The following is a 23,512-nucleotide window of genomic DNA, read 5'->3' as shown; positions in this document are numbered from 1 at the left end:
TATCCACAGCACTGCACGCCATCATTTGCGCTGTTTTCCCCGATCTGTAAAATGCTTTTGAACAGAGTTATCCACAGCTTTATCTGTTAACCGAAGCGATAGCCTCATTATTAAATAAACACAAATTTTCGGTAAGCTATTGATAATTAACAATATGAAAATATTTCAGATTGTTATTTCCCAGCGTAATCAGCCTTATGGCAGTTGAATGACAACGCCTTTTTATTTTTATTCACAGCATGTGGAAAACGCCTGACTGCCGGCTGGCTGCTCACTCATGCATCACGCGATAATCCCTTCTCAACTGCACGGACCAGGCGCTTATGCTGCGCGGGCTGCACGTCGACCACCAGCTGCTGACGTTGATCCTGCTGCCGGGCGATAGCCCAGCGGATATGTTCATCCAGCATTTCACTCTCACCCAGCCGCTGCTCCAGCACCGGAATAATCTCTGCTGACCAGGGCGCATTTCCCAGCGCCACGGCGATATTGCGCAGCCAGCGTAAATGACCGATGCGCCGAATGGCCGATCCTTCCGTAATACGCAAAAACTTCGCTTCATCCCACTGAAACAGATCGATCAGTTCGGGCGCATGCAGGGCGGCGCGCGGCGAAAAATCACTTTCATCACTAAGCTGCCCGTAACGATTCCACGGACAGATCAGCTGACAATCGTCACAGCCGTAAATCCGGTTGCCCATCAGCGGACGAAATTCTTCCGGAATGGCCCCTTCCAGTTCGATGGTGAGATAGGAGATGCAGCGCCGGGCATCGACCACATAAGGTTCAACGATGGCGCTGGTCGGGCAGATCGTCATGCAGGCGACGCAGCGGCCGCACTGCTCTTCCTGCGGCGCATCCACGGGCAGCGGCAGGTCAATCAGCAGCTCGCCGAGAAAAAACCATGAACCCGCTTCGCGATTAAGAATCAAAGAGTGTTTGCCGGTCCAGCCGAGCCCGGCTTTCGCGGCCAGCGGCCGTTCAAGCAATGGGGCAGAGTCGACAAAGGGGCGAAAATTGAGCTCGCCACAGTGCTGCTGGATCATTTCTCCGAGCTTTTTCAGTCGATTGCGCAATACTTTGTGGTAATCACGGCCTAAGGCATAACGGCTGACATAGCCCAGTCGGGGATTTTTCAGGGTGCTGGCAAAGGCAGCTTTGGCCGGAAGGTAGTTCATGCGAACGCTGATGACGCGCAGCGTACCGGGTAACAGTTCATGCGGACGCGCCCGCATCATACCGTGGCGCGACATCCACGCCATCTCGCCATGATATTGCTTGTCCAGCCAGGCCTGAAGACGCGGCTCTTCCGCACTCAGATCGGTATCGGCGATACCGACCTGCTGAAAGCCGAGATCCAATCCCCACTGTTTAATCTGTTGTGCGAGTTGATGAAGATCGAGAGGGTATGACATGAGTGACCAGGGTTCGAAGAAAAACCGCCGCAGTTTACCATATTCTGTCTGGCCTGCGCAGGCGGTGGCGCAACTGGAGCGTGAAGGTGCTGATGCGCTCGGCATCACCTTGTATGAACTGATGCTGCGCGCCGGACAGGCGGCCTATGAACATCTCAACGCCTGCTGGCCTGACGCCCGGCACTGGCTGATCCTGTGTGGTCATGGCAATAACGGCGGCGATGGCTATGTGGTGGCGCGTCTGGGGCAGGCGGCGGGTAAACAGGTGACGCTGCTGGCCTGTGAAGGGGAGAAACCGCTGCCTGAAGAGGCGCAGCGCGCGCGGGATGCCTGGCTGGATGCGGGCGGCGACATTCATGCTGCGGATGCCGCCTGGCCAGAACAGGTTGATGCAATTGTTGATGCGCTGCTCGGGACCGGCATTAATCGCGCGCCCGCTGAACCCTATAGCACGCTGATCCAGCTGGCGAATGCCCATGCCGCGCCGATCCTCGCTATCGACATGCCTTCTGGTTTAGCCGCCAGTACCGGCAGTGTGCCCGGCGAGGTCATCAACGCCACCCATACCCTGAGCGTGCTGGCGCTTAAACCGGGACAGATTACCGGCAAGGCCCGCGATTATATCGGTGAGTTGCACTATGCCGACCTTGGCCTGCAGGCTTTTCTGGCGGCGGAATCAGCACCGATGGCGCGCTATGATGCCAGCGCGCTTACGCAGTGGCTCAGGCCGCGTAAACCGACCTCGCACAAAGGCGATCAGGGGCGTTTACTGGTGGTTGGCGGCGATACCGGTACCGCGGGCGCGGTGCGAATGACGGCGGAAGCGGCCCTGCGCAGCGGTAGTGGGTTAGTGCGAGTACTTACTCACAAAGATAATATTATCCCGATCCTGACGGCGCGGCCGGAAATCATGGTCGATGAACTGACTGATGAACAGCTGACCGCCGCACTGGCGTGGGCGGATGTGATTGCGATTGGTCCGGGCCTGGGGCAGCGCGAGTGGGGCAAGCGGGCGCTGGAACGGGTCGCCGAAAGCGAAAAGCCGATGCTTTGGGATGCGGATGCACTTAACCTGCTGGCAATCAGTGCGGAGAAACGTCAGAATCGCATCATTACGCCACATCCTGGCGAAGCGGCACGTCTGCTCAATATCAAGACCAGTGAAGTTGAGAGTGACCGCTTACATGCAGCGCAGATGCTGGCGCAGCGCTACGGTGGTGTGGTGGTACTGAAAGGCGCGGGCACGCTGATCGCCAGCGAGCAGGGTGAAATGGCGTTTGCCGACGTGGGAAATGCCGGTATGGCTTCCGGCGGCATGGGGGATCTCCTGAGTGGGATTATCGCCTCGCTGATGGGCCAGAAACTGGCGCTGTTTGATGCTGCCTGTGCCGGCTGCGTAGCCCACGGTGCCGCTGCGGATGCGGTGGCTGCACAACGAGGCACGCGCGGTATGCTGGCAACAGATTTACTTGAGCTGCTGTGGCAGTTTGTTAATCCTGAGATGAATTACGAAGCATGAAGACCTGTGTTATTTCTTTGCCCGATGAGGCGGCAACGCTCGGTTTGGGCGCTCAGCTGGCGCGTGCCTGTGGCAACGCGGCGGTCATTTATCTCTATGGCGATCTGGGGGCGGGTAAAACCACCTTCAGCCGCGGCTTTCTGCAGGCGCTGGGTCACCAGGGTAACGTAAAAAGCCCGACCTACACGCTGGTCGAGCCTTACACCCTGGGTGAGCGCTCACTTTATCATTTTGACCTCTATCGTCTTGCCGATCCGGAAGAGCTGGAATTTATGGGCATCCGCGATTACTTCAGCGGCGATGCCATCTGTCTGGTCGAATGGCCGCAGCAGGGCGAAGGGTTTCTGCCGTCGCCCGACCTCTCCTTAACGCTGCGCTACGTCGGTGACGCGCGTGAAGCGGAACTGGCGGCCCATACGCCACTGGCAGAGCAGTGGATAGCGTCACTTGCACAACACAGGGACCCGGCATGAAGTCACGGATGAAATGGGCGTTAGTGACACTGCTGCTGCTGGTCTGCACGCCGCTGTTCGCGGCCACACTGTCTGATATCAAAGTCGCCAATGGCGATAACCAGGCCACGGTGACCCTGAGCTTTGCTGGTCAGCCCGTGTATGGTTTCTTCCCGCTGCGCAATCCGGATCGGGTGGTGCTGGATGTGCGCCAGAGTGGGGTAGTGCAGGGACTGCCGCTGAACTTCAGCGGTGAAAACATCGTAAAGCGCATCCGCACCAGTACGCCGAAAGATAAACAGAGCGTACGGCTGGTGTTTGAGCTGACGCAGCCTGGCAAAACCCGGGCGGTTACGCAGCGTAACGGCAGCAACTACAGCGTGGTGTTTACCATTACCGGTACGCGTCCGGCCGTCACCCGCACGGTGTCCGCTCCGGCAACGGCGCCAGCGCGCGCGCCGGTTCAGAGCGCGGCCGCTGCCAATCCGTTTAATGCTAATCCGGTCACCGCTGTCACCAGCACGGCCAGCACGGTACGTCCGGGCAGCGCGGTGAGCCGCAACGACACGGTGATCGTGGCGATTGATGCCGGACACGGCGGTCAGGACCCTGGCGCGATCGGACAGCGCGGGCTGAAAGAGAAGAATGTCACCATCGCTATCGCCCGTAAGCTGCGGGTGCTGCTGAATAATGACCCGATGTTCAAAGGCGTCCTGACCCGTGATGGCGACTACTTTATTTCGGTGATGGGCCGTTCCGACGTGGCGCGTAAAGCCAACGCCAACGTGCTGGTTTCAATTCACGCCGACGCCGCGCCAAGCCATGCGGCGACCGGTGCCTCGGTCTGGGTACTGTCAAACCGTCGCGCCAACAGCGAGATGGCCAACTGGCTGGAGCAGAAAGAGAAACAGTCTGAACTGCTGGGCGGCGCAGGCGATCTGCTGGCGAACAGCCAGGCGGACCCTTATCTCAGCCAGGCAGTGCTTGACCTGCAGTTTGGTCATTCACAGCGTGTCGGTTATGACATCGCCCAGAAAGTGCTGCAGCAGTTACGTGGCGTCACCTCGCTGCATAAACGCTTACCTGAGCATGCCAGTCTTGGCGTGCTGCGTTCGCCGGATATTCCTTCGCTGTTGGTGGAAACCGGCTTCATCAGTAATTCCTCGGAGGAGCGACTGCTTGGCAGTAGCGCACACCAGGATAAGATTGCGCAGTCGATCTATAAAGGTCTGCGCACTTATTTCCTGGCGCACCCGCTGCAATCCATCCCAAAGGAGGAAAACCGGCCGCTGGGCTCGTCGCCAGCGGTTAGCGTGGTCAGTAATCCGGCGACCGGTGTGACGCAATATACCGGCGCCGTTCAGCGCCACACGGTGACGCGCGGCGAGACGCTCTCTGGCATCGCCGCGAAGTATGGCGTCAGCATGGCGACCCTGCGTGAGATGAATACGCTGAAGCGCGATGTGGTGTGGGTTGGACAGCGTCTTAAAGTCCCGGCCAGTGCCGCCATCAGCCGGACGACGCGTGCCGCCCCGCGCGGCGTGATACGTCACAAAGTGGTCCGTGGCGATTCCCTGACCGCGATTGCCGCCCACTATGGCGTCAGCCCGAAAGCGATAATGCAGACCAATAATCTGAAGTCGACCAACGTAATGTTGGGGCAGAACCTGAAAATTCCTGCATCCTGATTGTTCGCCCGGCCACTGCGCCGGGCTGTCAGCTAAAAGGATATCCATCATGCCGATACAAATTTTACCGCCGCAGCTGGCGAACCAGATTGCGGCGGGAGAAGTGGTCGAGCGTCCTGCATCGGTTGTGAAAGAGCTGGTGGAAAACAGCCTTGATGCTGGCGCAACGCGCATTGATGTTGAGATTGAAAAGGGCGGCGCGAAGCTGATTCGTATCCGTGATAACGGGTGCGGCATCGTTAAAAGCGAACTGGCGATGGCGCTGGCCCGTCACGCCACCAGTAAAATTGCCTCACTGGATGACCTGGAGGCGATCATGAGCCTCGGTTTTCGTGGTGAAGCGCTGGCCAGCATCAGCTCGGTCTCGCGTCTGACCCTGACCTCACGTACCGCCGATCAAACCGAAGCCTGGCAGGCTTATGCCGAAGGGCGCGATATGGCCGTGACGGTCAAACCGGCTGCGCATCCGTGCGGCACCACGCTGGAAGTGCTGGATCTGTTTTACAACACGCCGGCGCGCCGCAAATTCATGCGTACCGAAAAAACCGAATTTGGCCACATTGACGAAGTGATTCGCCGCATTGCGCTGGCTCGCTTTGATGTCGCTATCTCGCTCAGCCACAATGGCAAAATGATGCGTCAGTATCGGGCGGTAAGTGATGAGAGTCAGCGCGAACGGCGGCTGGCGGCGATTTGCGGCGTGACCTTTATGCAACATGCGTTACGCATCGAGTGGCAGCACGACGATCTGTCGCTGCGCGGCTGGGTCGCCGATCCTACCGGTTCCCGTCAGGTCAGCGAGCTGCAGTATTGCTACGTCAATGGCCGCATGATGCGGGACAAGCTGATCAATCATGCTATTCGTCAGGCTTTCCAGACCCAGCTGCAGGACGATCAGCAGCCCGCCTATGTGCTCTATCTGGAAATTGACCCGCACCAGGTGGATGTTAACGTCCATCCGGCGAAACATGAGGTGCGCTTTCATCAGTCGCGGCTGGTGCATGATTTTATTTATCAGGGCGTGATGAGTGTCCTGCAGGCCAGCGCCTCACCCGCCTTGCCGACGCTGCAGGCTGAAGAGCCTGCCCCGCGCTGGCAGCCGGAGAACCGGCAGGCCGCCGGCGGCAACCACTTCTCACAGCCCAGCGCGCGTCGCAGCGAGTCAACGCCCGCCGCCGCGCCCGCCTGGCAGAACAAAGAGAACAGCTATCGTCAGCGGGAAGGGGCGGTTTATCAGCAGTTGCTGAAAACCCCTGCCAGCGGCGCGTCACCGGCGAAGCAGGCTGAAGCTGCGCCGCGTCCCGTCGCAGTCGCTAAAGAGTCACCGCTGGCGGCACATGCTCAGAGTTTTGGCCGGGTACTGACGGTGCTGCATCACCACTATGCGTTACTGGAGCAGGATCAGCGATTGCTGCTGCTGGCCTTGCCGGTCGCGGCACGCTGGTTAAAACAGGCGCAGCTGCAGCCGGGTGAAGCGGGATTAAAACCGCAGCCGTTACTGATCCCGGTACGGCTTAAAATTGCGCAGACAGAGCGGCAGGCGGCCGAGGAAAATAGCAGTCTGCTCAGTCAGATGGGCATTGATTTGCAGCTGGAAGGGGACCATGTGACTCTCCGCGCGGTTCCTTTACCGTTACGAACACAAAATTTACAAATCTTGATTCCTGAACTGTTAGGCTATCTCGCCCGGCAGCAGGATAACTCTGCGACGCAGCTGGCCCAGTGGCTGGCGCGGCGTCAGGATGCAGAGTCATCTGACTGGAATCACTCACAGGCGATCAATCTGCTGGCTGAGCTCGAAAGGCTCTGTCCACAGTTACTGAAATCGCCGCCTTCAGGTCTGTTACAGGCCATTGAGATTGAGAGCGCGATTGACGCGTTGAAGCATGAGTGAACAAAACCAGGCTGGCCGGCCAAAGGCTATTTTTTTGATGGGACCCACAGCATCGGGTAAAACTGCCTTAGCGATTGAGCTACGTAAGCAGTTGCCAGTGGAACTAATCAGCGTAGATTCTGCCTTAATCTATCGTCAGATGGATATTGGTACGGCGAAACCGTCGGCTGAAGAGTTAGCAGTGGCACCCCATCGTTTGCTGGACATACGCGATCCCGCGGAGGCCTATTCGGCTGCCGAGTTTCGACGTGATGCGTTAGCAGAAATGGCGGATATCGTTCAGGCCGGACGAATTCCGTTGCTTGTTGGTGGAACCATGCTCTACTTCAAGGCGTTACTTGAGGGATTGTCGCCGTTGCCCTCGGCCGATCCTGAGGTTCGTCAGCGGATAGAGCAAACGGCGCGTGAAAAAGGCTGGGAAGCTTTACACCGCCAGCTGTGTGAAATCGACCCGGTTGCCGGCAGTCGTATTCATCCGAATGATCCGCAGAGACTTTCGCGAGCACTGGAAGTTTTTTTTATTTCGGGTAAAACTTTAACGGAACTGACAAAAACTTCCGGCGAAGCGTTACCCTACGACGTGTACCAGTTTGCCATCGCCCCCGCGAGCCGTGAACTGTTACATCAGCGCATCGCGTTGCGTTTTGAGCAGATGCTGGCGTCAGGATTTGAAGCGGAGTCTCGGGCCCTGTTTGCACGAGGTGATTTGCATACGGACATGCCTTCCATTCGTTGTGTGGGTTATCGCCAGATGTGGTCTTATTTATCGGGCGAAATCGATTATGACGAGATGGTTTATCGGGGAATTTGCGCAACCCGGCAACTTGCTAAGCGTCAAATCACCTGGTTACGCGGCTGGGAAAATGTGCACTGGTTAGACAGTGACGAGCCCCAACTGGCGCGTGACAGGGTGTTACAGGTTCTTAGTGCGAAGCATGGGTGATTGTGTACAATTGACTGGTTATCGTGCGCAAATTTTTACGCAGTTTTTTCAGAACCATAGGTTCTACAAGCAACAAACAACAAGCATATAAGGAAAAGATAGAATGGCTAAGGGGCAATCATTACAAGACCCGTTTTTGAACGCACTGCGTCGTGAACGTGTTCCGGTTTCGATTTATTTGGTTAACGGTATCAAGCTGCAGGGTCAGATTGAGTCATTTGATCAATTTGTAATTTTGCTGAAAAACACGGTAAGTCAGATGGTTTATAAACACGCCATTTCTACCGTTGTTCCTTCGCGCCCGGTTTCACACCATAGTAATAATACCGGTGGCGGCGGCAGCAATAATTACCATCATGGCGGCAGCAACACATCTGCGCAGCCACAGCCACAACAAGACGGTGATAACGCAGAGTAACGCGTCGCCGTACAGCCAGGACTGGAGAGCACATTTGGTTTTCCGTCCTGGTCTTTTATTTTAGCGAGGTTATAGCTTGTTTGACCGTTATGATGCCGGTGAGCAGGCCGTACTGGTACACATCTGGTTCTCCCAAGACAAAGAAGTAGAAGATTTACAGGAGTTTGAAACCCTGGTTTCTTCTGCTGGCGTTGAGGCGCTGCAAGTGATCACTGGCAGCCGCAAAGCGCCACATCCCAAGTATTTTGTCGGTGAAGGAAAGGCCGTTGAAATTGCCGATGCGGTAAAAACAACTGGAGCATCGGTCGTGTTATTCGATCATGCCCTTACGCCCGCTCAGGAAAGAAACCTGGAGCGCCTGTGCGAATGCCGGGTGATCGATCGTACCGGCCTAATTCTTGATATCTTCGCCCAACGCGCACGCACCCATGAAGGTAAATTGCAGGTTGAGCTGGCACAGCTACGCCATCTTGCCACACGTCTGGTGCGCGGCTGGACTCACCTTGAACGTCAGAAAGGCGGGATCGGCTTACGCGGTCCGGGTGAAACGCAGTTAGAAACTGACCGCCGTTTATTGCGCGGACGTATCAGCCAGATTTTATCCCGTCTTGAGCGGGTAGAGAAACAGCGTGAGCAGGGACGTCAGGCGCGTGCCAAAGCCGACGTGCCGACCGTATCGCTGGTAGGCTATACCAACGCCGGTAAATCGACGCTGTTTAACGCGATGACCTCGGCCAACGTCTTTGCTGCCGATCAGCTGTTTGCAACCCTGGACCCTACGCTGCGCCGCCTGAACGTCGCCGATGTCGGTGAAGTGGTGCTGGCGGATACGGTCGGCTTTATCCGTCATCTTCCTCACGATTTGGTTGCTGCGTTTAAAGCGACTCTGCAGGAGACGCGTCAGGCGACGCTGCTGCTGCATGTGATTGACGGTGCCGATGTACGCGTCACGGAAAATATTGAAGCCGTGGATGCCGTACTGGAAGAGATTGAGGCGGACGAAATCCCCACCTTACTGGTCATGAACAAGATCGATATGCTCGATGGTTTCGAACCGCGCATCGATCGTAACGAAGAAAACCTGCCAATCCGCGTCTGGCTCTCTGCGCAGAGCGGCGCTGGCATTCCGTTGTTATGGCAGGCGCTCTCTGAACGGCTGTCGGGTGAAATTGCCCAGTATGAATTACGTCTGCCACCCGAAGCGGGGCGCTTGCGCAGCCGTTTCTACCAGTTGCAGGCGATTGAGAAAGAGTGGAATCAGGAAGACGGCAGTGTAGGATTGCAGATTCGTATGCCAATCATTGAATGGTTGCGCTTATGCAAACAGGAACCGTCGCTGACCAGTTATATTGTTTGATATTGCCCAAACGCATTTACCTTAAAAATTGAAGATTGTCGCATTTTCGTTGCAGACCGGAATACGCAGGAATGACCCGAGTATTTCGGATTTCAGCAAGGCGGCAACTGAGTGAAGCCCCGGGAGCTTACGCAGGTAAGTGACCGGGGTGAGCGAAGGCAGCCAACACCGCTGCAATCCGAAAGATGAAGGGTAAAAACCGCAAATACAATAAATGGAGTAGAGACATGGCGTGGAATCAGCCCGGAAATAACGGACAGGACCGCGACCCGTGGGGAAGCAGCAATAATCAAGGCGGCAACTCTGGGGGGAATAAAGGAGGACGGGAATCCGGGCCTCCCGATCTGGATGATATCTTCCGTAAGCTGAGCAAGAAGCTTGGTGGTCTGGGCGGTGGCAAACAGAACGATAGCGGTCAGCGCGGCTCCGGCAGCGGCGGCAAAATTGTTGGCATTGTAGCCGTTGCGGCCGTGGTTATCTGGGCGGCAAGCGGTTTCTACACCATCAAAGAAGCGGAACGTGGCGTGGTGACGCGCTTCGGCAAATTCAGTCATCTGGTTGAACCGGGTCTGAACTGGAAGCCGACTTTCATCGATCAGGTGCGCGCCGTTAACGTTGAAGCGGTGCGTGAACTGGCGGCGTCAGGCGTGATGCTGACCTCGGACGAAAACGTGGTACGGGTTGAGATGAACGTCCAGTATCGGGTTACCGATCCGGAACGTTATCTGTTTGCCGTGACCAGCGCGGATGACAGTCTGCGTCAGGCCACTGACAGCGCACTGCGCGGCGTGATTGGCCGTTCCACCATGGACCGTATTCTGACCGAAGGTCGTACCGTGGTGCGTAGCGATACCCAGCGTGAGATTGATGAGACTATTCGTCCATACAATATGGGCATCGCGGTACTGGACGTTAACTTCCAGGCGGCGCGTCCACCGGAAGAAGTGAAGTCAGCGTTTGATGACGCTATTGCGGCGCGTGAAAACCGCGAGCAGTACGTTCGTGAAGCCGAAGCCTACGCCAATGAAGTTCAGCCACGTGCTAACGGCCAGGCGCAGCGTATTCTGGAAGAAGCCCGCGCCTATAAAGAGCGTACGGTTCTGGAAGCACAGGGTGAAGTGGCGCGGTTTGCCAAGATTCTGCCTGAGTACAAAGCGGCTCCGGAAATTACCAAAGAGCGTCTCTATATCGAAACGATGGAACGCGTGTTAAGCCATACGCGCAAAGTACTGGTTAACGATCGTGGCAATAACCTGATGGTGCTACCGCTCGATCAACTGATGCGTGGCGGTCAGGCTTCAGCCGGCCAGAACGGTCAGAAAGGGGGCAATGCCGCCTCGCAGCCTGCGCTCTCCGATCGCAGCGCCAGCCGCAGTGACACGTCGTCATACAGTCCGGATAGCATCATGGATCAGCGTCGGGCTAACGCTCTGCGCAACGACAGCCAGCGCGAAGGGAGAGAGTAATCGATGCGTAAGCCAATTATAGTATTAATCATTGTCGTGCTGGTGGCGCTCTATGCGTCGCTGTTTGTGGTGCAGGAAGGCCAGCGTGGCATTGTACTGCGCTTCGGTAAAGTCCTGCGCGACAATGAAAACAAACCGCAGGTGTTTGAACCGGGTCTGCATTTCAAAATTCCTTTCCTGGAAACGGTAAAAACGCTGGATGCCCGTATTCAGACCATGGACAACCAGGCCGATCGCTTCGTCACCAAAGAGAAGAAAGATCTGATCGTCGACTCCTACATCAAATGGCGTATTAGCGACTTCAGTCGTTACTACCTGGCCACCGGTGGCGGCGATGTCTCTCAGGCGGAAGTGCTGCTGAAACGTAAGTTCAGTGACCGTCTGCGTTCGGAAATGGGCCGTCTGGATGTGAAAGACATCGTGACCGACTCTCGTGGTCGTCTGACCACTGACGTACGTGATGCGCTGAATACCGGTAGTGCGGGCAACGATGATGAAATCGCGACGCCAGCCGCCGATGATGCAATCGCCAGTGCGGCCGCGCGTGTCGAGCGTGAAACCAACAGCAGCGAACCGGCACCGAACCCGAACAGTATGGCGGCGTTAGGTATTCAGGTGGTGGATGTGCGCATTAAGCAGATCAACCTGCCGACCGAAGTCTCTGATGCGATCTTCAACCGTATGCGTGCTGAACGTGAAGCGGTGGCGCGTAGCCAGCGTTCACAGGGTCAGGAAGAGGCAGAAAAACTGCGCGCCCAGGCGGATTATCAGGTGACGCGTACGCTGGCCGAAGCCCAGCGTGAAGCGCTGATTACCCGCGGTGATGGTGATGCGGAAACGGCGCGACTGTTTGCTGCGGCATTCAGCCAGGACCCGGACTTCTACGCCTTTATTCGTAGCCTGCGTGCCTATGAAAACAGCTTCAATGATAATCAGGATGTGATGGTGTTAAGCCCGGACAGCGACTTCTTCCGATATATGAAGGCGCCCTCTAACGCGACCCGTTAAGAACTGATATAACCTACAGGCCGACAATGTTGTCGGCCTTTTTTTTGGGTATCAGTATGAAAACAAGCATCTGGATGGCGCTGGCGCTGGTGTTAGTGCTGGAGGGATTGGGACCGATGTTCATGCCGCGCGCCTGGCGCCGAATGATACTGGCCATGACGCAGCTGCCCGATCGGCTGTTGCACCGTTTTGGCGGCGGACTGGTGGTGGCAGGAATGGTGATCTATTGCATGCTCAGTCTGCACGGCAATCTCTGACGCCTGGCTGACGGCGCATAAATTGTGCCTGTCGCCTCCATTTTCCCCAACATGTTGTAGTGATCAAAACACAGGCAAAAAAGCGCGCAATCGTATGCTAAAAGTGCTGAAAACCACCGGATCAGATGGTAGAATCCTTTTTTAAGCAATCGGTGATTTTGAGAAATGGGTAAGAACGTCGTCGTACTGGGCACCCAATGGGGTGACGAAGGTAAAGGTAAGATTGTAGACCTTCTGACTGAACGCGCGAATTACGTTGTGCGTTATCAAGGCGGCCACAATGCGGGCCACACGCTTGTCATCAACGGTGAAAAAACCGTCCTCCACCTGATCCCTTCTGGCATTCTGCGCGATAACGTCACCAGCATCATTGGTAACGGCGTAGTGCTCTCTCCTGAAGCCTTAATGAAAGAGATGAAAGGCCTCGAAGAGCGCGGGATTCCGGTACGCGAACGTCTGCTGATTTCTGAAGCCTGCCCGTTGATTCTGCAGTATCACGTTGCGATGGACATGGCACGCGAAAAAGCGCGTGGTGCGAAAGCGATCGGGACTACCGGTCGTGGTATTGGTCCTGCCTATGAAGATAAAGTCGCTCGCCGTGCGCTGCGCGTCAGCGATCTGTTCAACAAAGAGACCTTTGCCGCCAAGCTGAAAGAAGTGGTCGATTTCTACAACTTCCAACTGGTGCACTACTACAAAGAAGAGGCCGTTGACTTCGATAAAGTGCTGAGCGATGTGATGGCGATTGCCGATATCCTCACCAGCATGGTAGTTGACGTCTCTGAGCTGCTGGATGGCGCGCGTAAGCGTGGCGATCTGATCATGTTCGAAGGCGCGCAAGGCACGCTGCTGGACATCGACCACGGTACCTATCCGTACGTCACCTCATCCAACACCACCGCAGGCGGCGTTGCGACCGGTTCAGGCATTGGCCCGCGCTATGTCGACTACGTACTGGGCATTGTCAAAGCGTACTCAACCCGCGTGGGTGCCGGTCCTTTCCCGACCGAGCTGTTTGATGAAACCGGCGAGTTCCTCTGCGCGCAGGGTAACGAGTTTGGTGCCACCACCGGCCGTCGTCGTCGTACCGGCTGGCTGGATGCAGTTGCCGTGCGCCGTGCCGTACAGATCAACTCCCTGTCAGGTTTCTGCATGACCAAGCTGGACGTGCTGGATGGCCTGAAAGAGGTGAAAATCTGTGTCGCTTACCGCATGCCGGATGGCCGCGAAGTGACCACCACGCCACTGGCGGCAGAAAACTGGGAAGGCATTGAGCCAATCTACGAAACGCTGCCAGGCTGGAGCGAGACCACGTTTGGCGTGAAGACGCTGGAGGGCTTACCACAAGCCGCTCGCGACTATATCAAGCGTGTTGAAGATGTGACTGGCGTTCCGGTGGATATTATCTCAACCGGTCCGGACCGCAGTGAAACGATGATTCTGCGCGACCCGTTTGACGCATAATCACCCAGGCCGGACCTTGTCCGGCCTTTGTTTTTCCACTCTGTGATGCCACTTATCCCCGCTTCGCTTGTCCAACTTAGTGCTGGCTGAAAAAAACGCACGGTCAATCAGACTCTGGTTTATCATCATAGCCATTCGCATGGCGATCCGATCTATTCCTGACATCAATCGCAAGCCGGATTATGTGATGCCAATTTTTGATGATTCACTGAGGTTACTGTGCAGCTGACGAGTTTTACTGATTATGGTTTACGGGCCCTGATTTATCTGGCTTCGTTGCCCGAAGGCCGACAGACCAACATCACTGAAGTGACCAATACTTACGGTGTTTCACGTAATCATATGGTCAAAATCATTAATCAACTGAGCCGGGCGGGCTATATCGCAGCCACGCGCGGCAAAAATGGTGGCATTCGTCTGGGCATGCCAGCCAGCCAGATTGTGATTGGAGACGTTGTGCGTAAGATGGAACCGCTACAATTAGTGGACTGCGCATCCTGTTCGATCTCGCCCGCCTGTCGCCTGAAGAAGGCGCTCCATGATGCGGTGCAGCGTTTCCTGCAGGAACTGGATAGCTACACGTTGGCGGATTTGGTTGAAGGAAACTCCCAACTTTATGAAATCATATTGTCCGAACCGCCGGTGGCAATAAATACTCAATGACATCGGAGGAACCGCTATGTCAAAAGATCCTTTTCAGGATAGAGAAGCTGAAAAATACGAAAACCCTATTCCCAGCCGTGAATTTATTCTGGCGCTGTTAGAAAAACGTGAAAAACCGGCCAGCCGCGAAGAGCTGGCACAAGAGATGAACCTGCAGGAAGAAGAGCACATTGAGGCGCTGCGCCGCCGCCTGCGCGCCATGGAGCGTGATGGTCAGCTGGTCTTCACCCGCCGTCAATGCTATGCCCTGCCTGAACGTCTGGACCTGCTGCGCGGGAAGGTCATCGGCCACCGTGACGGCTACGGCTTCTTACGGGCCGAAGGTCAGAAGGATGATCTCTACCTCTCCGCCGAACAGATGAAATTCTGTATGCACGGCGACGTCATCCTGGCGCAGCCGCTGGGTGCCGATCGCAAAGGCCGCCGCGAAGCGCGCGTGGTCCGGGTGCAGGAACCGCGTAATAACCAGATTGTTGGCCGCTACTTCACCGATGCCGGTGCTGGCTTTGTGGTGCCGGACGACAGCCGCCTGAGTTTTGATATCCTGGTTCCGCCGGAAGAGACGATGAATGCCCGCATGGGCTCGGTCGTGGTGGTGGAGCTGGTTCAGCGCCCGACCCGCCGCAGCAAAGCGATCGGTAAAGTGACTGAAATCCTCGGCGATGACATGGGCACCAGCCTGGCCGTCGATATGGCGCTGCGCACCCATGAAATCCCGCACAGCTGGCCGCCAGAAGTTGAAGCGCAGGTCAGTACGCTGAAGGAAGAGGTGCCGGAAGAGGCGAAGAAAGGACGGGTCGATTTACGTAAGCTGCCGCTGGTCACCATTGATGGCGAAGATGCCCGTGACTTCGATGATGCGGTCTACTGTGAGAAAAAACGTGGTGGTGGATGGCGTCTGTGGGTGGCGATTGCGGATGTGAGCTATTACGTTCGTCCGGGCACGCCGCTCGACAACGAAGCGCACCAGCGCGGCACGTCAGTTTACTTCCCGTCGCAGGTGGTCCCGATGCTGCCGGAAGTGCTGTCGAACGGCTTATGTTCGCTCAATCCGCAGGTCGATCGCCTCTGTATGGTGTGCGAAATGACCATCTCCTCGAAAGGGAAACTGACCGGCTTCAAACACTATGAAGCGGTGATGAATTCCCACGCGCGTCTGACCTACAACAAGGTGTGGAATATTCTGCAGGGCGATAAGGAACTGCGTCAGCAATATTCGCCGCTGGTTAAAGATCTGGAAGAGCTCTACAACCTCTATCAGGCGCTGGAAACGGCGCGTGAAGAGCGCGGTGGTATCTCGTTCGAAACCGAAGAAGCGAAATTTATCTTCAACGCTGAGCGCCGGATTGAGCGTGTTGAGCGCGTTTCACGTAACGATGCCCACAAACTGATCGAAGAGTGCATGATCCTGGCGAACATCGCCTCGGCGCGCTTCGTTGAGAAAAATCAGGAACCGGCACTGTTCCGCGATCACGATCGCCCGACTGACGAAAGCATCAAGAGCTTCCGTACCGTGCTTAACGAACTGGGACTGAGTCTGCCCGGCGGCAACAAACCGCAGCCTGTCGACTATGCGGCGCTGCTGAAGCAGGTAGCCGATCGTCCTGATGCGGAAATGCTGCAAACCATGCTGCTGCGTTCAATGAAGCAGGCGGTGTATGACCCGGAAAATCGCGGCCACTTTGGTCTGGCGCTCTCGTCATATGCTCACTTTACCTCGCCAATCCGTCGCTATCCGGATCTGACGCTGCACCGCGCCATCAAGTATCTGCTGGCCAAAGAGCAGGATGAAGGTAAAGGCCTGGTACAACGCGCCATGAAATACCTGATGCCAAAAGAGCGCAGCGTAGCCAAAGATCTGACGACAGCGACCGGTGGCTATCACTACGAGATGCCGGAGATGCTGCAGCTGGGACTGCACTGCTCAATGACCGAGCGCCGTGCCGATGAGGCGACGCGTGACGTTGCCGACTGGCTGAAGTGTGACTTCATGCAGGATCAGGTCGGTAACCTGTTCAATGGCGTGATCTCCAGCGTCACCGGCTTCGGCTTCTTTGTTCGCCTGAGCGATCTGTTCATTGATGGCCTGGTGCATGTTTCGACGCTCGACAACGACTACTACCGTTTCGATCCGGTGGGTCAGCGCCTGATTGGTGAATCTGGCGGTCGTACCTATCGTCTTGGCGATATTGTGGAAGTGCGGGTGGAAGCGGTCCATATGGACGAGCGTAAAATCGATTTCGCCCTGGTCTCCAGCCAGCGTCAGGTGCGTGGCGAAGGAAAGACCGAGCGCGATCGGGCGAAGCGTGATGGCAAACCGCCATCAAAGCGTCGCCGTGATGTGAGCAAGAAATCTAATTTCGAGCCCGACTCGGCATTCCGCGGTGACAAGTCCCGACCGGCACCAGCAAATACCGAGAAAAAAAGTAAAAACGTCTCGGAAAAAAGCCGTAAAATCGCCGCCGCCACTCGGGCGAAGCGCGCCAGCAAGAAAGCGCAAACTGACTGATGCGCGTATCCGCCCTTTCTCCTGCGGGAAAGGGCGGTAATTTATTCATTTCCAAACACTGAGCAGATCGATGAGCGAAATTATTTTTGGTATCCATGCCGTGCAGGCGCTGCTGGAGCGCGATCCCCAGCGTTTTCAGCAAGTCTTTATCCTTAAAGGCCGTGACGATCGTCGCCTGCAACCTCTGATTGCCGCGCTGGAAGCTCAGGGGATCGTGATCCAGCTGGCGGAGCGCAAGTGGCTGGATAGCCAGGTAGAAGGCGGTGTGCATCAGGGTATCGTGGCGCAGGTTAAGCCGGGTCGTCAGTATCAGGAAGGCGACCTGCCGGACCTGCTGCAAAGCCTGGAAAAACCGTTTCTGCTGGTACTGGATGGCGTCACCGATCCGCATAACCTGGGTGCCTGTCTGCGCAGCGCTGACGCGGCGGGCGTCAATGCGGTGATCGTGCCAAAAGATCGTTCCGCTCCGCTGAACGCCACCGCCAAAAAAGTGGCCAGCGGCGCGGCAGAAAACGTGCCGTTGATCCGCGTCACCAACCTGGCCCGGACGCTGCGCCTGTTGCAGGAGTACAACATCTGGGTGGTCGGTACCGCTGGCGAAGCGGATCACACCGTTTACCAGAGCAAAATGACCGGCCCGATGGCGCTGGTGATGGGTGCCGAAGGTGAAGGGATGCGTCGCCTGACGCGTGAACACTGCGACGAGTTAATCAGCATCCCGATGGCGGGCAGCGTCTCCTCGCTCAACGTCTCGGTTGCCACCGGCGTTTGCCTGTTTGAAGCGGTGCGTCAGCGCAACGCCTGATCCCCGATGTGATCCTCGCCACAAATTAGTTTCTGTACCAGGCATAACTGCGCGTCATTCGTATATACCCAAAGGATTTCGGGTTGCATTGAGGCGGCAAGAGAACGAATCCCGATGAGCTTACATGAGTAAGTGATTCGGGTGAGTGAACGCAGCCAACAAAAATGCAGCTTGAAAGACGACGGGTATACTTACTGAGTGACATCCGCGAGGAGTGGTTATGACCTGGACAACACACACCGTTTTTAATCAGCCCCATCCTCTCAGCAACAGCAATCTTTTCCTTTCCGATACGCCGCTGAGCGATGCACTACAGCGCGAGGGCGCGGAGTGGGATCGTGAATGGCTGGCCTCGGTCGGCCTGCAACTGGGCAGTGCCGAATCGCTGGAGCTGGGCCGGCTGGCCAACGCCGAGCCGCCCGAACTGCTGCGCTACGATGCGCGCGGTGTACGGCTCGACGAAGTGCGATTTCATCCCGCCTGGCATCTGCTGATGCAGGGCGTCTGCGCCAGTCGTCTGCACAACCTAAGCTGGCAACCCAGCGTACGCGAATATGCCAGCGTAGCGCGGGCCGCCCGATTTATCCTGCATGCCCAGGTAGAAGCCGGCACGCTCTGTCCGGTCACCATGACCCACGCGGCGATCCCGCTGCTGCAGACTTATCTGCCCGCCGCATTTGAAGGCTGGCTCGATCCGTTACTCAGTGACCGTTATGACACCCATGCGCAGCCCGGCGATCAAAAGCGCGGACTGCTGATTGGCATGGGAATGACCGAAAAACAGGGCGGCAGCGATCTGCTCACCAGCACCACCCGCGCTGAGCCGCTGGGCGCACGCGGTCCGGGTGAAGCCTGGCGGCTTACCGGGCATAAATGGTTTTTCTCGGTGCCGCAAAGCGATGCGCATCTGGTGCTGGCCCAGACACCGGCCGGTCTGAGCTGCTTCTTTCTGCCACGCCTGTTACCAGACGGTAGCCGCAATGCGATCCTGATCGAGCGGCTGAAAGATAAGCTCGGTAACCGATCCAATGCCAGTAGCGAAGTGGAGTTTCGCGACGCCACCGGCTGGCTGCTGGGAGAAGAGGGCGAAGGTGTCCGGTTGATGCTGAAAATGGGCGGCATGACGCGTTTTGACTGTGCGCTCGGCAGCCACGGTCAGATGCGGCGCGCCTTCTCCGTTGCGCTCTACCATGCGCATCAGCGCCAGGTGTTGGGTAAAAATCTGGTGGATCAGCCGCTGATGCGTCAGGTACTGGCGCAGCAGGCGCTGCAGCTGGAAGGGCAGACCGCGCTGCTGATGCGGCTGGCACGTGCCTGGTCGCTGCCAGCAAAACCGCATGAAGTAGCCTTTGCCCGCCTGTTTACGCCAGCGGCGAAATACCAGATATGCAAAGCGGGCGCGCCGTTCGTCGCGGAATCGATGGAGGTATTAGGCGGCATCGGCTACTGCGAAGCGAGCGAACTGCCGCGCTTATATCGCGATATCCCGGTCAACAGCATCTGGGAAGGCTCAGGCAATGTGATGTGTCTTGACGTGTTGCGCGTGCTTTCCCGGCAGGGCGATGTCACAGAGATGCTCAGTCAGGAGTTTGAGGCAGTTAAAGGCAGTAATCGCCATTTCGATGCGCGCTGGCGTCAGCTGCGGCTGCGGCTCAACAAAATGCCGGAGGCGCAGGCGCGGGAACTGACCCGCAGCCTGCTGCTGCTGGCCACCGGCGCACAGTTGCTGAAATATGCCGAACCGCCGCTGGCGGATGCCTGGTGCCAGCAATGGCTCGATCAGCGCGGCGCACGTCCACTGGATGCCGCGCTGGCCGACCGCTTACTGGCTCGCGCCTGCGGTGGGTGAGGCACCGTACAGAATGGCGCTGGCATACCACAAGCCAGGCATCACCGTTTCACTCAGCGCCACGATCTGATAATAAGCCGCACCGGCCTGATTGGCGCGTGCGGCCACGGCGCGTTGCGCATCATCTGGCGAGCCGTGAACGTTAACGGTGATGTTGCCCAGCTTCGGCAAATGGGTACTTTGCGCCCGTGAAATTTCCTGCGCCTGTTGAGTCGGCGCGGGCGGCGCTTTTGGAGTTGTCTGAAACGCAGAACAGCCTGCCAGTGACAGGCTTAACACCAGTAAGTAAGCGAAACGCATAGGAAAACCCTCATTCAGGACGAAGCATTAAGTGTATGCCATCGTCCTGAATGACGTCAGGATTTGAGGGTAAAAACACTCACCAGCTGGGTCAGATGATGGCCTTTATCACTCAGATTCTGGGCGCTACTTTCCGCCTGGGCCACCAGTTCGCTGTTCTGATGCGTCGCCTGGCTGATCTGGTTCATCGCCAGATTAACCTGACCAATACCGGCCGCCTGCTGCTGTGCCGCCACGTTGATCTCACCCATCAGCGCCTGTACCTGCTCGATGTGAGTGACGATATGGGTCATCGCATCGCGGGTCTGCTCAGATAACAGATGGCCTTCCGCCACGTTGCCGATTGAGGTGGCGATCAATCCATCAATCTCTTTCGCGGCCTGAGCAGATCGCTGCGCCAGCGCCCGCACTTCGGCCGCCACTACGGCAAAACCACGTCCCTGCTCACCAGCGCGCGCCGCTTCCACCGCGGCATTCAGCGCCAGAATATTGGTCTGGAAGGCGATTGATTCGATCACATGAGTGATATCCGCAATGCTCTGGGAAGAGATTTTGATCGCTGACATGGTGTTCACGGAGCGCACCACGGTCTGGCTGCCCTGGCTGACAATATCGCTGGCTTCAGACACCAGCGACATCGCCTGACGCAGGCTGTCGGCGGTATGTTCGACCGTTGCGCCAAACTGCTCCATGCTGGCGGAGGTCTGCTCCACGCTGCTGGCCTGACGACCAATCTGTTCACTGATATTGTGGCTGCTGGCGGCGATAGTATCGGTCCCGTCGCTGATCTCCTGCGCGGCGCTGCGCACCTGGCCTACGATCTTCTCCAGACCATCGCCGATGCCGTTAATGGCATTAATCAACTGGCCCACTTCGTCACGTCGTGAGGTATCCAGATGCACCTGCAAATTGCCGGCGGCATACTGCTGCGCCAGATGAATCACCTGCTGCAGTGGACGGGTAATCGCCCGGCGGCTGTACCAGACAAACCCCAGCGCAAACACCACCACCAGCGCCAGACCGGTAAGCAGGAACAGGTTACGGCTGTGGGTGATCGGGGCCAGCAGACTGGCGCGGTTAACCTCGCCGACAATCACCCAGTTCCATCCCGGTAGCTGCTGCCAGGCGAGCATCCGGGTTTCACCGTCGATATTCACCTGCTCTATCCCCTGCGGCTGAGTCAGCAGTGGCTGTTGCACCGACTGATCCCAGGCCGGCAGTTTGCCCTCGTTTTGCTGAGCAAACAGATACTGGCCCTGTGTGCTGCCTGGCGCGCCGTTAATCACATAAAAATGGCCGCTGTCGCCCAACCGACGCGCGAGGATTTTTTCACGCATCAGCGCATATTGCTGATCGATTCCGACCCCAACAAACAGAATGGCAACCACCGTGCCGCTGGCATCTTTAACCGGCTGATATTGAGTGATGTAGCGATGACCAAACAGCGTCGCCAGGCCACGATAGACCTGGCCCTGATGGACGTTTTTCCAGGCTGCGCTGGCGCGATCGAGCTGGGTGCCGATGGCGCGACTGCCATCCTGCTTCCTGAGTGAGGTCGAGATACGGATGAAGTCATCGCCGTCGCGCACAAAAATGGTGGCCACTGCGGCGGTGCGATCGGTGAAATCGTCCACCGCTGTCTGATCAAGGTTGAGCGTTTTTAATCCGGCGCGCAGCACCGGCGTTGAGAAGTTGCCGACCTGCACGCGCGCCGTCTCATCCAGGCTAAAACGCTTAGGCAGAAAGCTGGTAAACAGATTGGTATAGTTGCTCACCTCTTCGGAGAGCGTGGCGTTGAACATGGTCGCCATTTCGCTGATGCCCTGCACCTGATTGTGCATATCATCAATCGCGAGTTTTTCCAGCTGGCGCGAGGCGGTCTGGCTCTGAGTCAGCGTCAGAACCAGCAACAATAACGCTACGCTGAGAGACGTCAGTACAGACAGCTTAACTCCAAGACTCAGGCCGCTGAGAGAGAGACGCTTCATAAATTACCTTTGATCGCATTAGGGAGATATCGGATCAACGGCAGAAGCGCGGAAAAGTTTAGCGCGAAAGTTGGTGGCAGAGAGTGGCGGACCGGTTCGCAAATTCAGCGGCAGACCGTACACTGATCACGCACGTCTTGACCCTTTTCAGGAGATAACATGATCGAACTCACCACGGAAACGCTGGCCGGTATTGAGTGTCTGCACGCCGCGCCTGCCGGTCAGCGCCGTAACCGGCTGCCGACCGTGCTGTTTTATCACGGCTTCACCTCATCGAAAGAGGTCTACGCCTATTTCGCCGTCGCCTTAGCCCAGGCTGGCTTCCGGGCGGTGATGCCGGATGCGGATCTGCATGGCGCGCGCGATCAAGGCGATGCCGAAGGCCGCCTGCGCCGCTTCTGGGATATCCTTAAAACCAATATTGATGAGCTGCCGCAGCTGGAAGCCGCGCTGCGCGCTGAGGATCTGATCGCCGGAGAACGGTTTGCGGTGGCAGGCGCTTCAATGGGCGGCATGACGGCGCTGGGCGCGATGGCGCGCTATCCGCAGATCCACAGCGTCGCCTGCATGATGGGGTCCGGCTACTTTATGCAGCTCAGCCAGACGCTGTTTCCGCCGCTGGTGGTGCGCTCGCCGGAACAGCAGGCCGGGTTTGATGCCCGAATGGCGCCGCTGGCGGAGTACGATCCCAGCACCCGACTGGAAACGCTGGCCAATCGTCCACTGCTGCTGTGGCACGGCGAAGCTGATGAGGTGGTGCCGTTTGCCGAGAGTGCGCGGCTGGAAGCGGCGCTGCGCAGCCAGGGTTTAGCCCGGCATCTGACCTCACTGTCGGAAAAGCAGATTGGACATAAGATCACGCCGTCAGGCCTGACGGCGCTGGTTAACTTCTTTAAACACCAGTTATAAAACATCCGTTATAAAAAGGGCGGATTAATTCAATCCGCCCTTTATCTGCCCCGATTATCAGGGGGCAGCGAACCGTTCTGCCGGTCGGGCCGGCGTGCTGACCGGGCTTCTCTCCGGTGCATCCAGTCGATTCACATAGACATAACCCGATGCCGCTTTGCTGCTGTGACTTCTCATCTGCTGCGCACAGTCAGCATTGCTGGCAAGAGCGGGGAGAGACAGGAAGAGACCCAGTAAAGTGGCGATGACGTACCTTTTCATGGCCGACTCCTCACTTCAGGGAACACACTCTGTTAGACGCTGATAAGCCAAACCGTAACGTCTGCATTAAGTTTAGCGACTGGCGATATTATCGCCAGATCGTCCGCCTGAACCTCTTTGTCAGCATTTTTGAACAATGGCTGCTTAACAGATTGTATTGCTGCGATTAGCACGAAAAGCCACCCTATCTGGCACGCCACATCAGATTTGTTGAAATGTGCGCTTGAGTTTAGCGCCCGCCGCCAGTATGATTACGCGTCAATTTTTCAGCCGCATTCTCAGGCTGTGTCCCACAAGCGCTCGTCATGACGAACCTTTGTGGGACACAGCCTATAACGTTCCTTGCT

At 56.9% G+C, this 23,512-nt stretch carries 20 protein-coding genes; 16 read left to right on the top strand and 4 right to left on the bottom strand.

Annotated elements, in window-relative coordinates:
* Positions 1 to 275: 275 nt before the first annotated feature.
* Positions 276 to 1,415 carry a tRNA epoxyqueuosine(34) reductase QueG gene (gene queG, locus ACX3P5_RS16300; RefSeq protein WP_458969001.1) on the bottom strand — a complete coding sequence of 380 codons (1,140 nt, stop codon included), beginning with the start codon at positions 1,413 to 1,415 and terminating at the stop codon, positions 276 to 278.
* Here queG and nnr point away from each other — a divergent pair.
* The 15 genes from nnr to ACX3P5_RS16225 all read left to right on the top strand — a co-directional run bounded on the left by nnr (position 1,414) and on the right by ACX3P5_RS16225 (position 19,707).
* Positions 1,414 to 2,934: a bifunctional ADP-dependent NAD(P)H-hydrate dehydratase/NAD(P)H-hydrate epimerase gene (nnr, locus tag ACX3P5_RS16295; RefSeq protein WP_458969000.1), complete on the top strand. Its 1,521-nt coding sequence runs from the start codon at positions 1,414 to 1,416 to the stop codon at positions 2,932 to 2,934. The genes queG and nnr overlap by 2 nt on opposite strands.
* On the top strand, positions 2,931 to 3,407 hold the full coding sequence (gene tsaE, locus ACX3P5_RS16290) for a tRNA (adenosine(37)-N6)-threonylcarbamoyltransferase complex ATPase subunit type 1 TsaE (RefSeq protein ID WP_233986998.1): 477 nt from the start codon (positions 2,931 to 2,933) through the stop codon (positions 3,405 to 3,407). The genes nnr and tsaE overlap by 4 nt, the downstream gene beginning before the upstream one ends.
* Positions 3,404 to 5,074 (top strand): N-acetylmuramoyl-L-alanine amidase AmiB, encoded by a 1,671-nt coding sequence (gene amiB / locus ACX3P5_RS16285; protein ID WP_458968999.1) that lies wholly within the window; start codon positions 3,404 to 3,406, stop codon positions 5,072 to 5,074. Before tsaE ends, amiB begins: the two co-directional genes overlap by 4 nt.
* Before the next feature lie 49 nt (positions 5,075 to 5,123).
* On the top strand, positions 5,124 to 6,968 hold the full coding sequence (gene mutL / locus ACX3P5_RS16280) for a DNA mismatch repair endonuclease MutL (RefSeq protein WP_458968998.1): 1,845 nt from the start codon (positions 5,124 to 5,126) through the stop codon (positions 6,966 to 6,968).
* Complete coding sequence (gene miaA / locus ACX3P5_RS16275; protein WP_336756658.1) at positions 6,961 to 7,911, top strand: tRNA (adenosine(37)-N6)-dimethylallyltransferase MiaA; 951 nt, start codon at positions 6,961 to 6,963, stop codon at positions 7,909 to 7,911. The genes mutL and miaA overlap by 8 nt, the downstream gene beginning before the upstream one ends.
* 103 nt (positions 7,912 to 8,014) lie before the next feature.
* Complete coding sequence (gene hfq, locus ACX3P5_RS16270) at positions 8,015 to 8,329, top strand: RNA chaperone Hfq (RefSeq protein WP_094120614.1); 315 nt, start codon at positions 8,015 to 8,017, stop codon at positions 8,327 to 8,329.
* A 76-nt stretch (positions 8,330 to 8,405) separates the two neighbouring features.
* Positions 8,406 to 9,686: a ribosome rescue GTPase HflX gene (gene hflX / locus ACX3P5_RS16265; RefSeq protein WP_233987002.1), complete on the top strand. Its 1,281-nt coding sequence runs from the start codon at positions 8,406 to 8,408 to the stop codon at positions 9,684 to 9,686.
* Between the two features lie 227 nt (positions 9,687 to 9,913).
* On the top strand, positions 9,914 to 11,152 hold the full coding sequence (gene hflK / locus ACX3P5_RS16260; protein WP_233987003.1) for an FtsH protease activity modulator HflK: 1,239 nt from the start codon (positions 9,914 to 9,916) through the stop codon (positions 11,150 to 11,152).
* A gap of 3 nt (positions 11,153 to 11,155) precedes the next feature.
* Positions 11,156 to 12,160: a protease modulator HflC gene (gene hflC, locus ACX3P5_RS16255; RefSeq protein ID WP_233987004.1), complete on the top strand. Its 1,005-nt coding sequence runs from the start codon at positions 11,156 to 11,158 to the stop codon at positions 12,158 to 12,160.
* Between the two features lie 56 nt (positions 12,161 to 12,216).
* Positions 12,217 to 12,417 carry a DUF2065 domain-containing protein gene (locus ACX3P5_RS16250; protein WP_031376418.1) on the top strand — a complete coding sequence of 67 codons (201 nt, stop codon included), beginning with the start codon at positions 12,217 to 12,219 and terminating at the stop codon, positions 12,415 to 12,417.
* Positions 12,418 to 12,582: 165 nt separating this feature from the next.
* Positions 12,583 to 13,881: an adenylosuccinate synthase gene (locus ACX3P5_RS16245; RefSeq protein WP_233987005.1), complete on the top strand. Its 1,299-nt coding sequence runs from the start codon at positions 12,583 to 12,585 to the stop codon at positions 13,879 to 13,881.
* 219 nt (positions 13,882 to 14,100) lie between these two features.
* Positions 14,101 to 14,544 carry a nitric oxide-sensing transcriptional repressor NsrR gene (gene nsrR / locus ACX3P5_RS16240; protein WP_233987006.1) on the top strand — a complete coding sequence of 148 codons (444 nt, stop codon included), beginning with the start codon at positions 14,101 to 14,103 and terminating at the stop codon, positions 14,542 to 14,544.
* A 16-nt stretch (positions 14,545 to 14,560) separates the two neighbouring features.
* Complete coding sequence (rnr, locus tag ACX3P5_RS16235; RefSeq protein WP_233987007.1) at positions 14,561 to 17,053, top strand: ribonuclease R; 2,493 nt, start codon at positions 14,561 to 14,563, stop codon at positions 17,051 to 17,053.
* Between the two features lie 70 nt (positions 17,054 to 17,123).
* Positions 17,124 to 17,858, top strand: coding sequence for a 23S rRNA (guanosine(2251)-2'-O)-methyltransferase RlmB (rlmB, locus tag ACX3P5_RS16230; RefSeq protein WP_233987008.1), 735 nt, complete (start codon positions 17,124 to 17,126; stop codon positions 17,856 to 17,858).
* Between the two features lie 220 nt (positions 17,859 to 18,078).
* A complete protein-coding gene (locus ACX3P5_RS16225) occupies positions 18,079 to 19,707 on the top strand; it encodes an isovaleryl-CoA dehydrogenase (RefSeq protein WP_336756652.1) in 1,629 nt (542 codons plus the stop codon).
* Here the strand turns inward: ACX3P5_RS16225 and bsmA are convergent.
* Both bsmA and ACX3P5_RS16215 read right to left on the bottom strand, forming a co-directional pair.
* Positions 19,681 to 20,007 (bottom strand): biofilm peroxide resistance protein BsmA, encoded by a 327-nt coding sequence (gene bsmA, locus ACX3P5_RS16220; RefSeq protein WP_233987010.1) that lies wholly within the window; start codon positions 20,005 to 20,007, stop codon positions 19,681 to 19,683. The two genes, ACX3P5_RS16225 and bsmA, sit on opposite strands and share 27 nt — an antisense overlap.
* Before the next feature lie 56 nt (positions 20,008 to 20,063).
* Positions 20,064 to 21,995, bottom strand: coding sequence for a methyl-accepting chemotaxis protein (locus ACX3P5_RS16215; protein WP_336756650.1), 1,932 nt, complete (start codon positions 21,993 to 21,995; stop codon positions 20,064 to 20,066).
* A 159-nt stretch (positions 21,996 to 22,154) separates the two neighbouring features.
* On the opposite strand from ACX3P5_RS16215, the gene yjfP reads away from it, so the two are divergent.
* Positions 22,155 to 22,904 carry an esterase gene (gene yjfP / locus ACX3P5_RS16210; RefSeq protein WP_336756649.1) on the top strand — a complete coding sequence of 250 codons (750 nt, stop codon included), beginning with the start codon at positions 22,155 to 22,157 and terminating at the stop codon, positions 22,902 to 22,904.
* A 57-nt stretch (positions 22,905 to 22,961) separates the two neighbouring features.
* Here the strand turns inward: yjfP and ACX3P5_RS16205 are convergent, their stop codons facing one another.
* Positions 22,962 to 23,165, bottom strand: a complete 204-nt coding sequence (locus ACX3P5_RS16205) for a hypothetical protein (RefSeq protein ID WP_233987013.1) — start codon at positions 23,163 to 23,165, stop codon at positions 22,962 to 22,964.
* Positions 23,166 to 23,512: the final 347 nt, after the last annotated feature.

The organism is Pantoea sp. S-LA4, assembly GCF_054482835.1.
The sequence above is the reverse complement of the archived record's forward strand: the minus strand, read 5'-3'. Positions and strand labels throughout refer to the sequence as shown.

Coding starts and splice junctions, on each gene's coding strand:
- bsmA (WP_233987010.1), bottom strand. CDS start 20,007: ATGCGTTTCGCTTACTTACTGGTGTTAAGCCTGTCACTGGCAGGCTGT.
- ACX3P5_RS16245 (WP_233987005.1), top strand. CDS start 12,583: ATGGGTAAGAACGTCGTCGTACTGGGCACCCAATGGGGTGACGAAGGT.
- rnr (WP_233987007.1), top strand. CDS start 14,561: ATGTCAAAAGATCCTTTTCAGGATAGAGAAGCTGAAAAATACGAAAAC.
- amiB (WP_458968999.1), top strand. CDS start 3,404: ATGAAGTCACGGATGAAATGGGCGTTAGTGACACTGCTGCTGCTGGTC.
- ACX3P5_RS16250 (WP_031376418.1), top strand. CDS start 12,217: ATGAAAACAAGCATCTGGATGGCGCTGGCGCTGGTGTTAGTGCTGGAG.
- rlmB (WP_233987008.1), top strand. CDS start 17,124: ATGAGCGAAATTATTTTTGGTATCCATGCCGTGCAGGCGCTGCTGGAG.
- tsaE (WP_233986998.1), top strand. CDS start 2,931: ATGAAGACCTGTGTTATTTCTTTGCCCGATGAGGCGGCAACGCTCGGT.
- hflC (WP_233987004.1), top strand. CDS start 11,156: ATGCGTAAGCCAATTATAGTATTAATCATTGTCGTGCTGGTGGCGCTC.
- mutL (WP_458968998.1), top strand. CDS start 5,124: ATGCCGATACAAATTTTACCGCCGCAGCTGGCGAACCAGATTGCGGCG.
- nnr (WP_458969000.1), top strand. CDS start 1,414: ATGAGTGACCAGGGTTCGAAGAAAAACCGCCGCAGTTTACCATATTCT.
- ACX3P5_RS16205 (WP_233987013.1), bottom strand. CDS start 23,165: ATGAAAAGGTACGTCATCGCCACTTTACTGGGTCTCTTCCTGTCTCTC.
- ACX3P5_RS16225 (WP_336756652.1), top strand. CDS start 18,079: ATGACCTGGACAACACACACCGTTTTTAATCAGCCCCATCCTCTCAGC.
- ACX3P5_RS16215 (WP_336756650.1), bottom strand. CDS start 21,995: ATGAAGCGTCTCTCTCTCAGCGGCCTGAGTCTTGGAGTTAAGCTGTCT.
- hflK (WP_233987003.1), top strand. CDS start 9,914: ATGGCGTGGAATCAGCCCGGAAATAACGGACAGGACCGCGACCCGTGG.
- miaA (WP_336756658.1), top strand. CDS start 6,961: ATGAGTGAACAAAACCAGGCTGGCCGGCCAAAGGCTATTTTTTTGATG.
- yjfP (WP_336756649.1), top strand. CDS start 22,155: ATGATCGAACTCACCACGGAAACGCTGGCCGGTATTGAGTGTCTGCAC.
- hfq (WP_094120614.1), top strand. CDS start 8,015: ATGGCTAAGGGGCAATCATTACAAGACCCGTTTTTGAACGCACTGCGT.
- queG (WP_458969001.1), bottom strand. CDS start 1,415: ATGTCATACCCTCTCGATCTTCATCAACTCGCACAACAGATTAAACAG.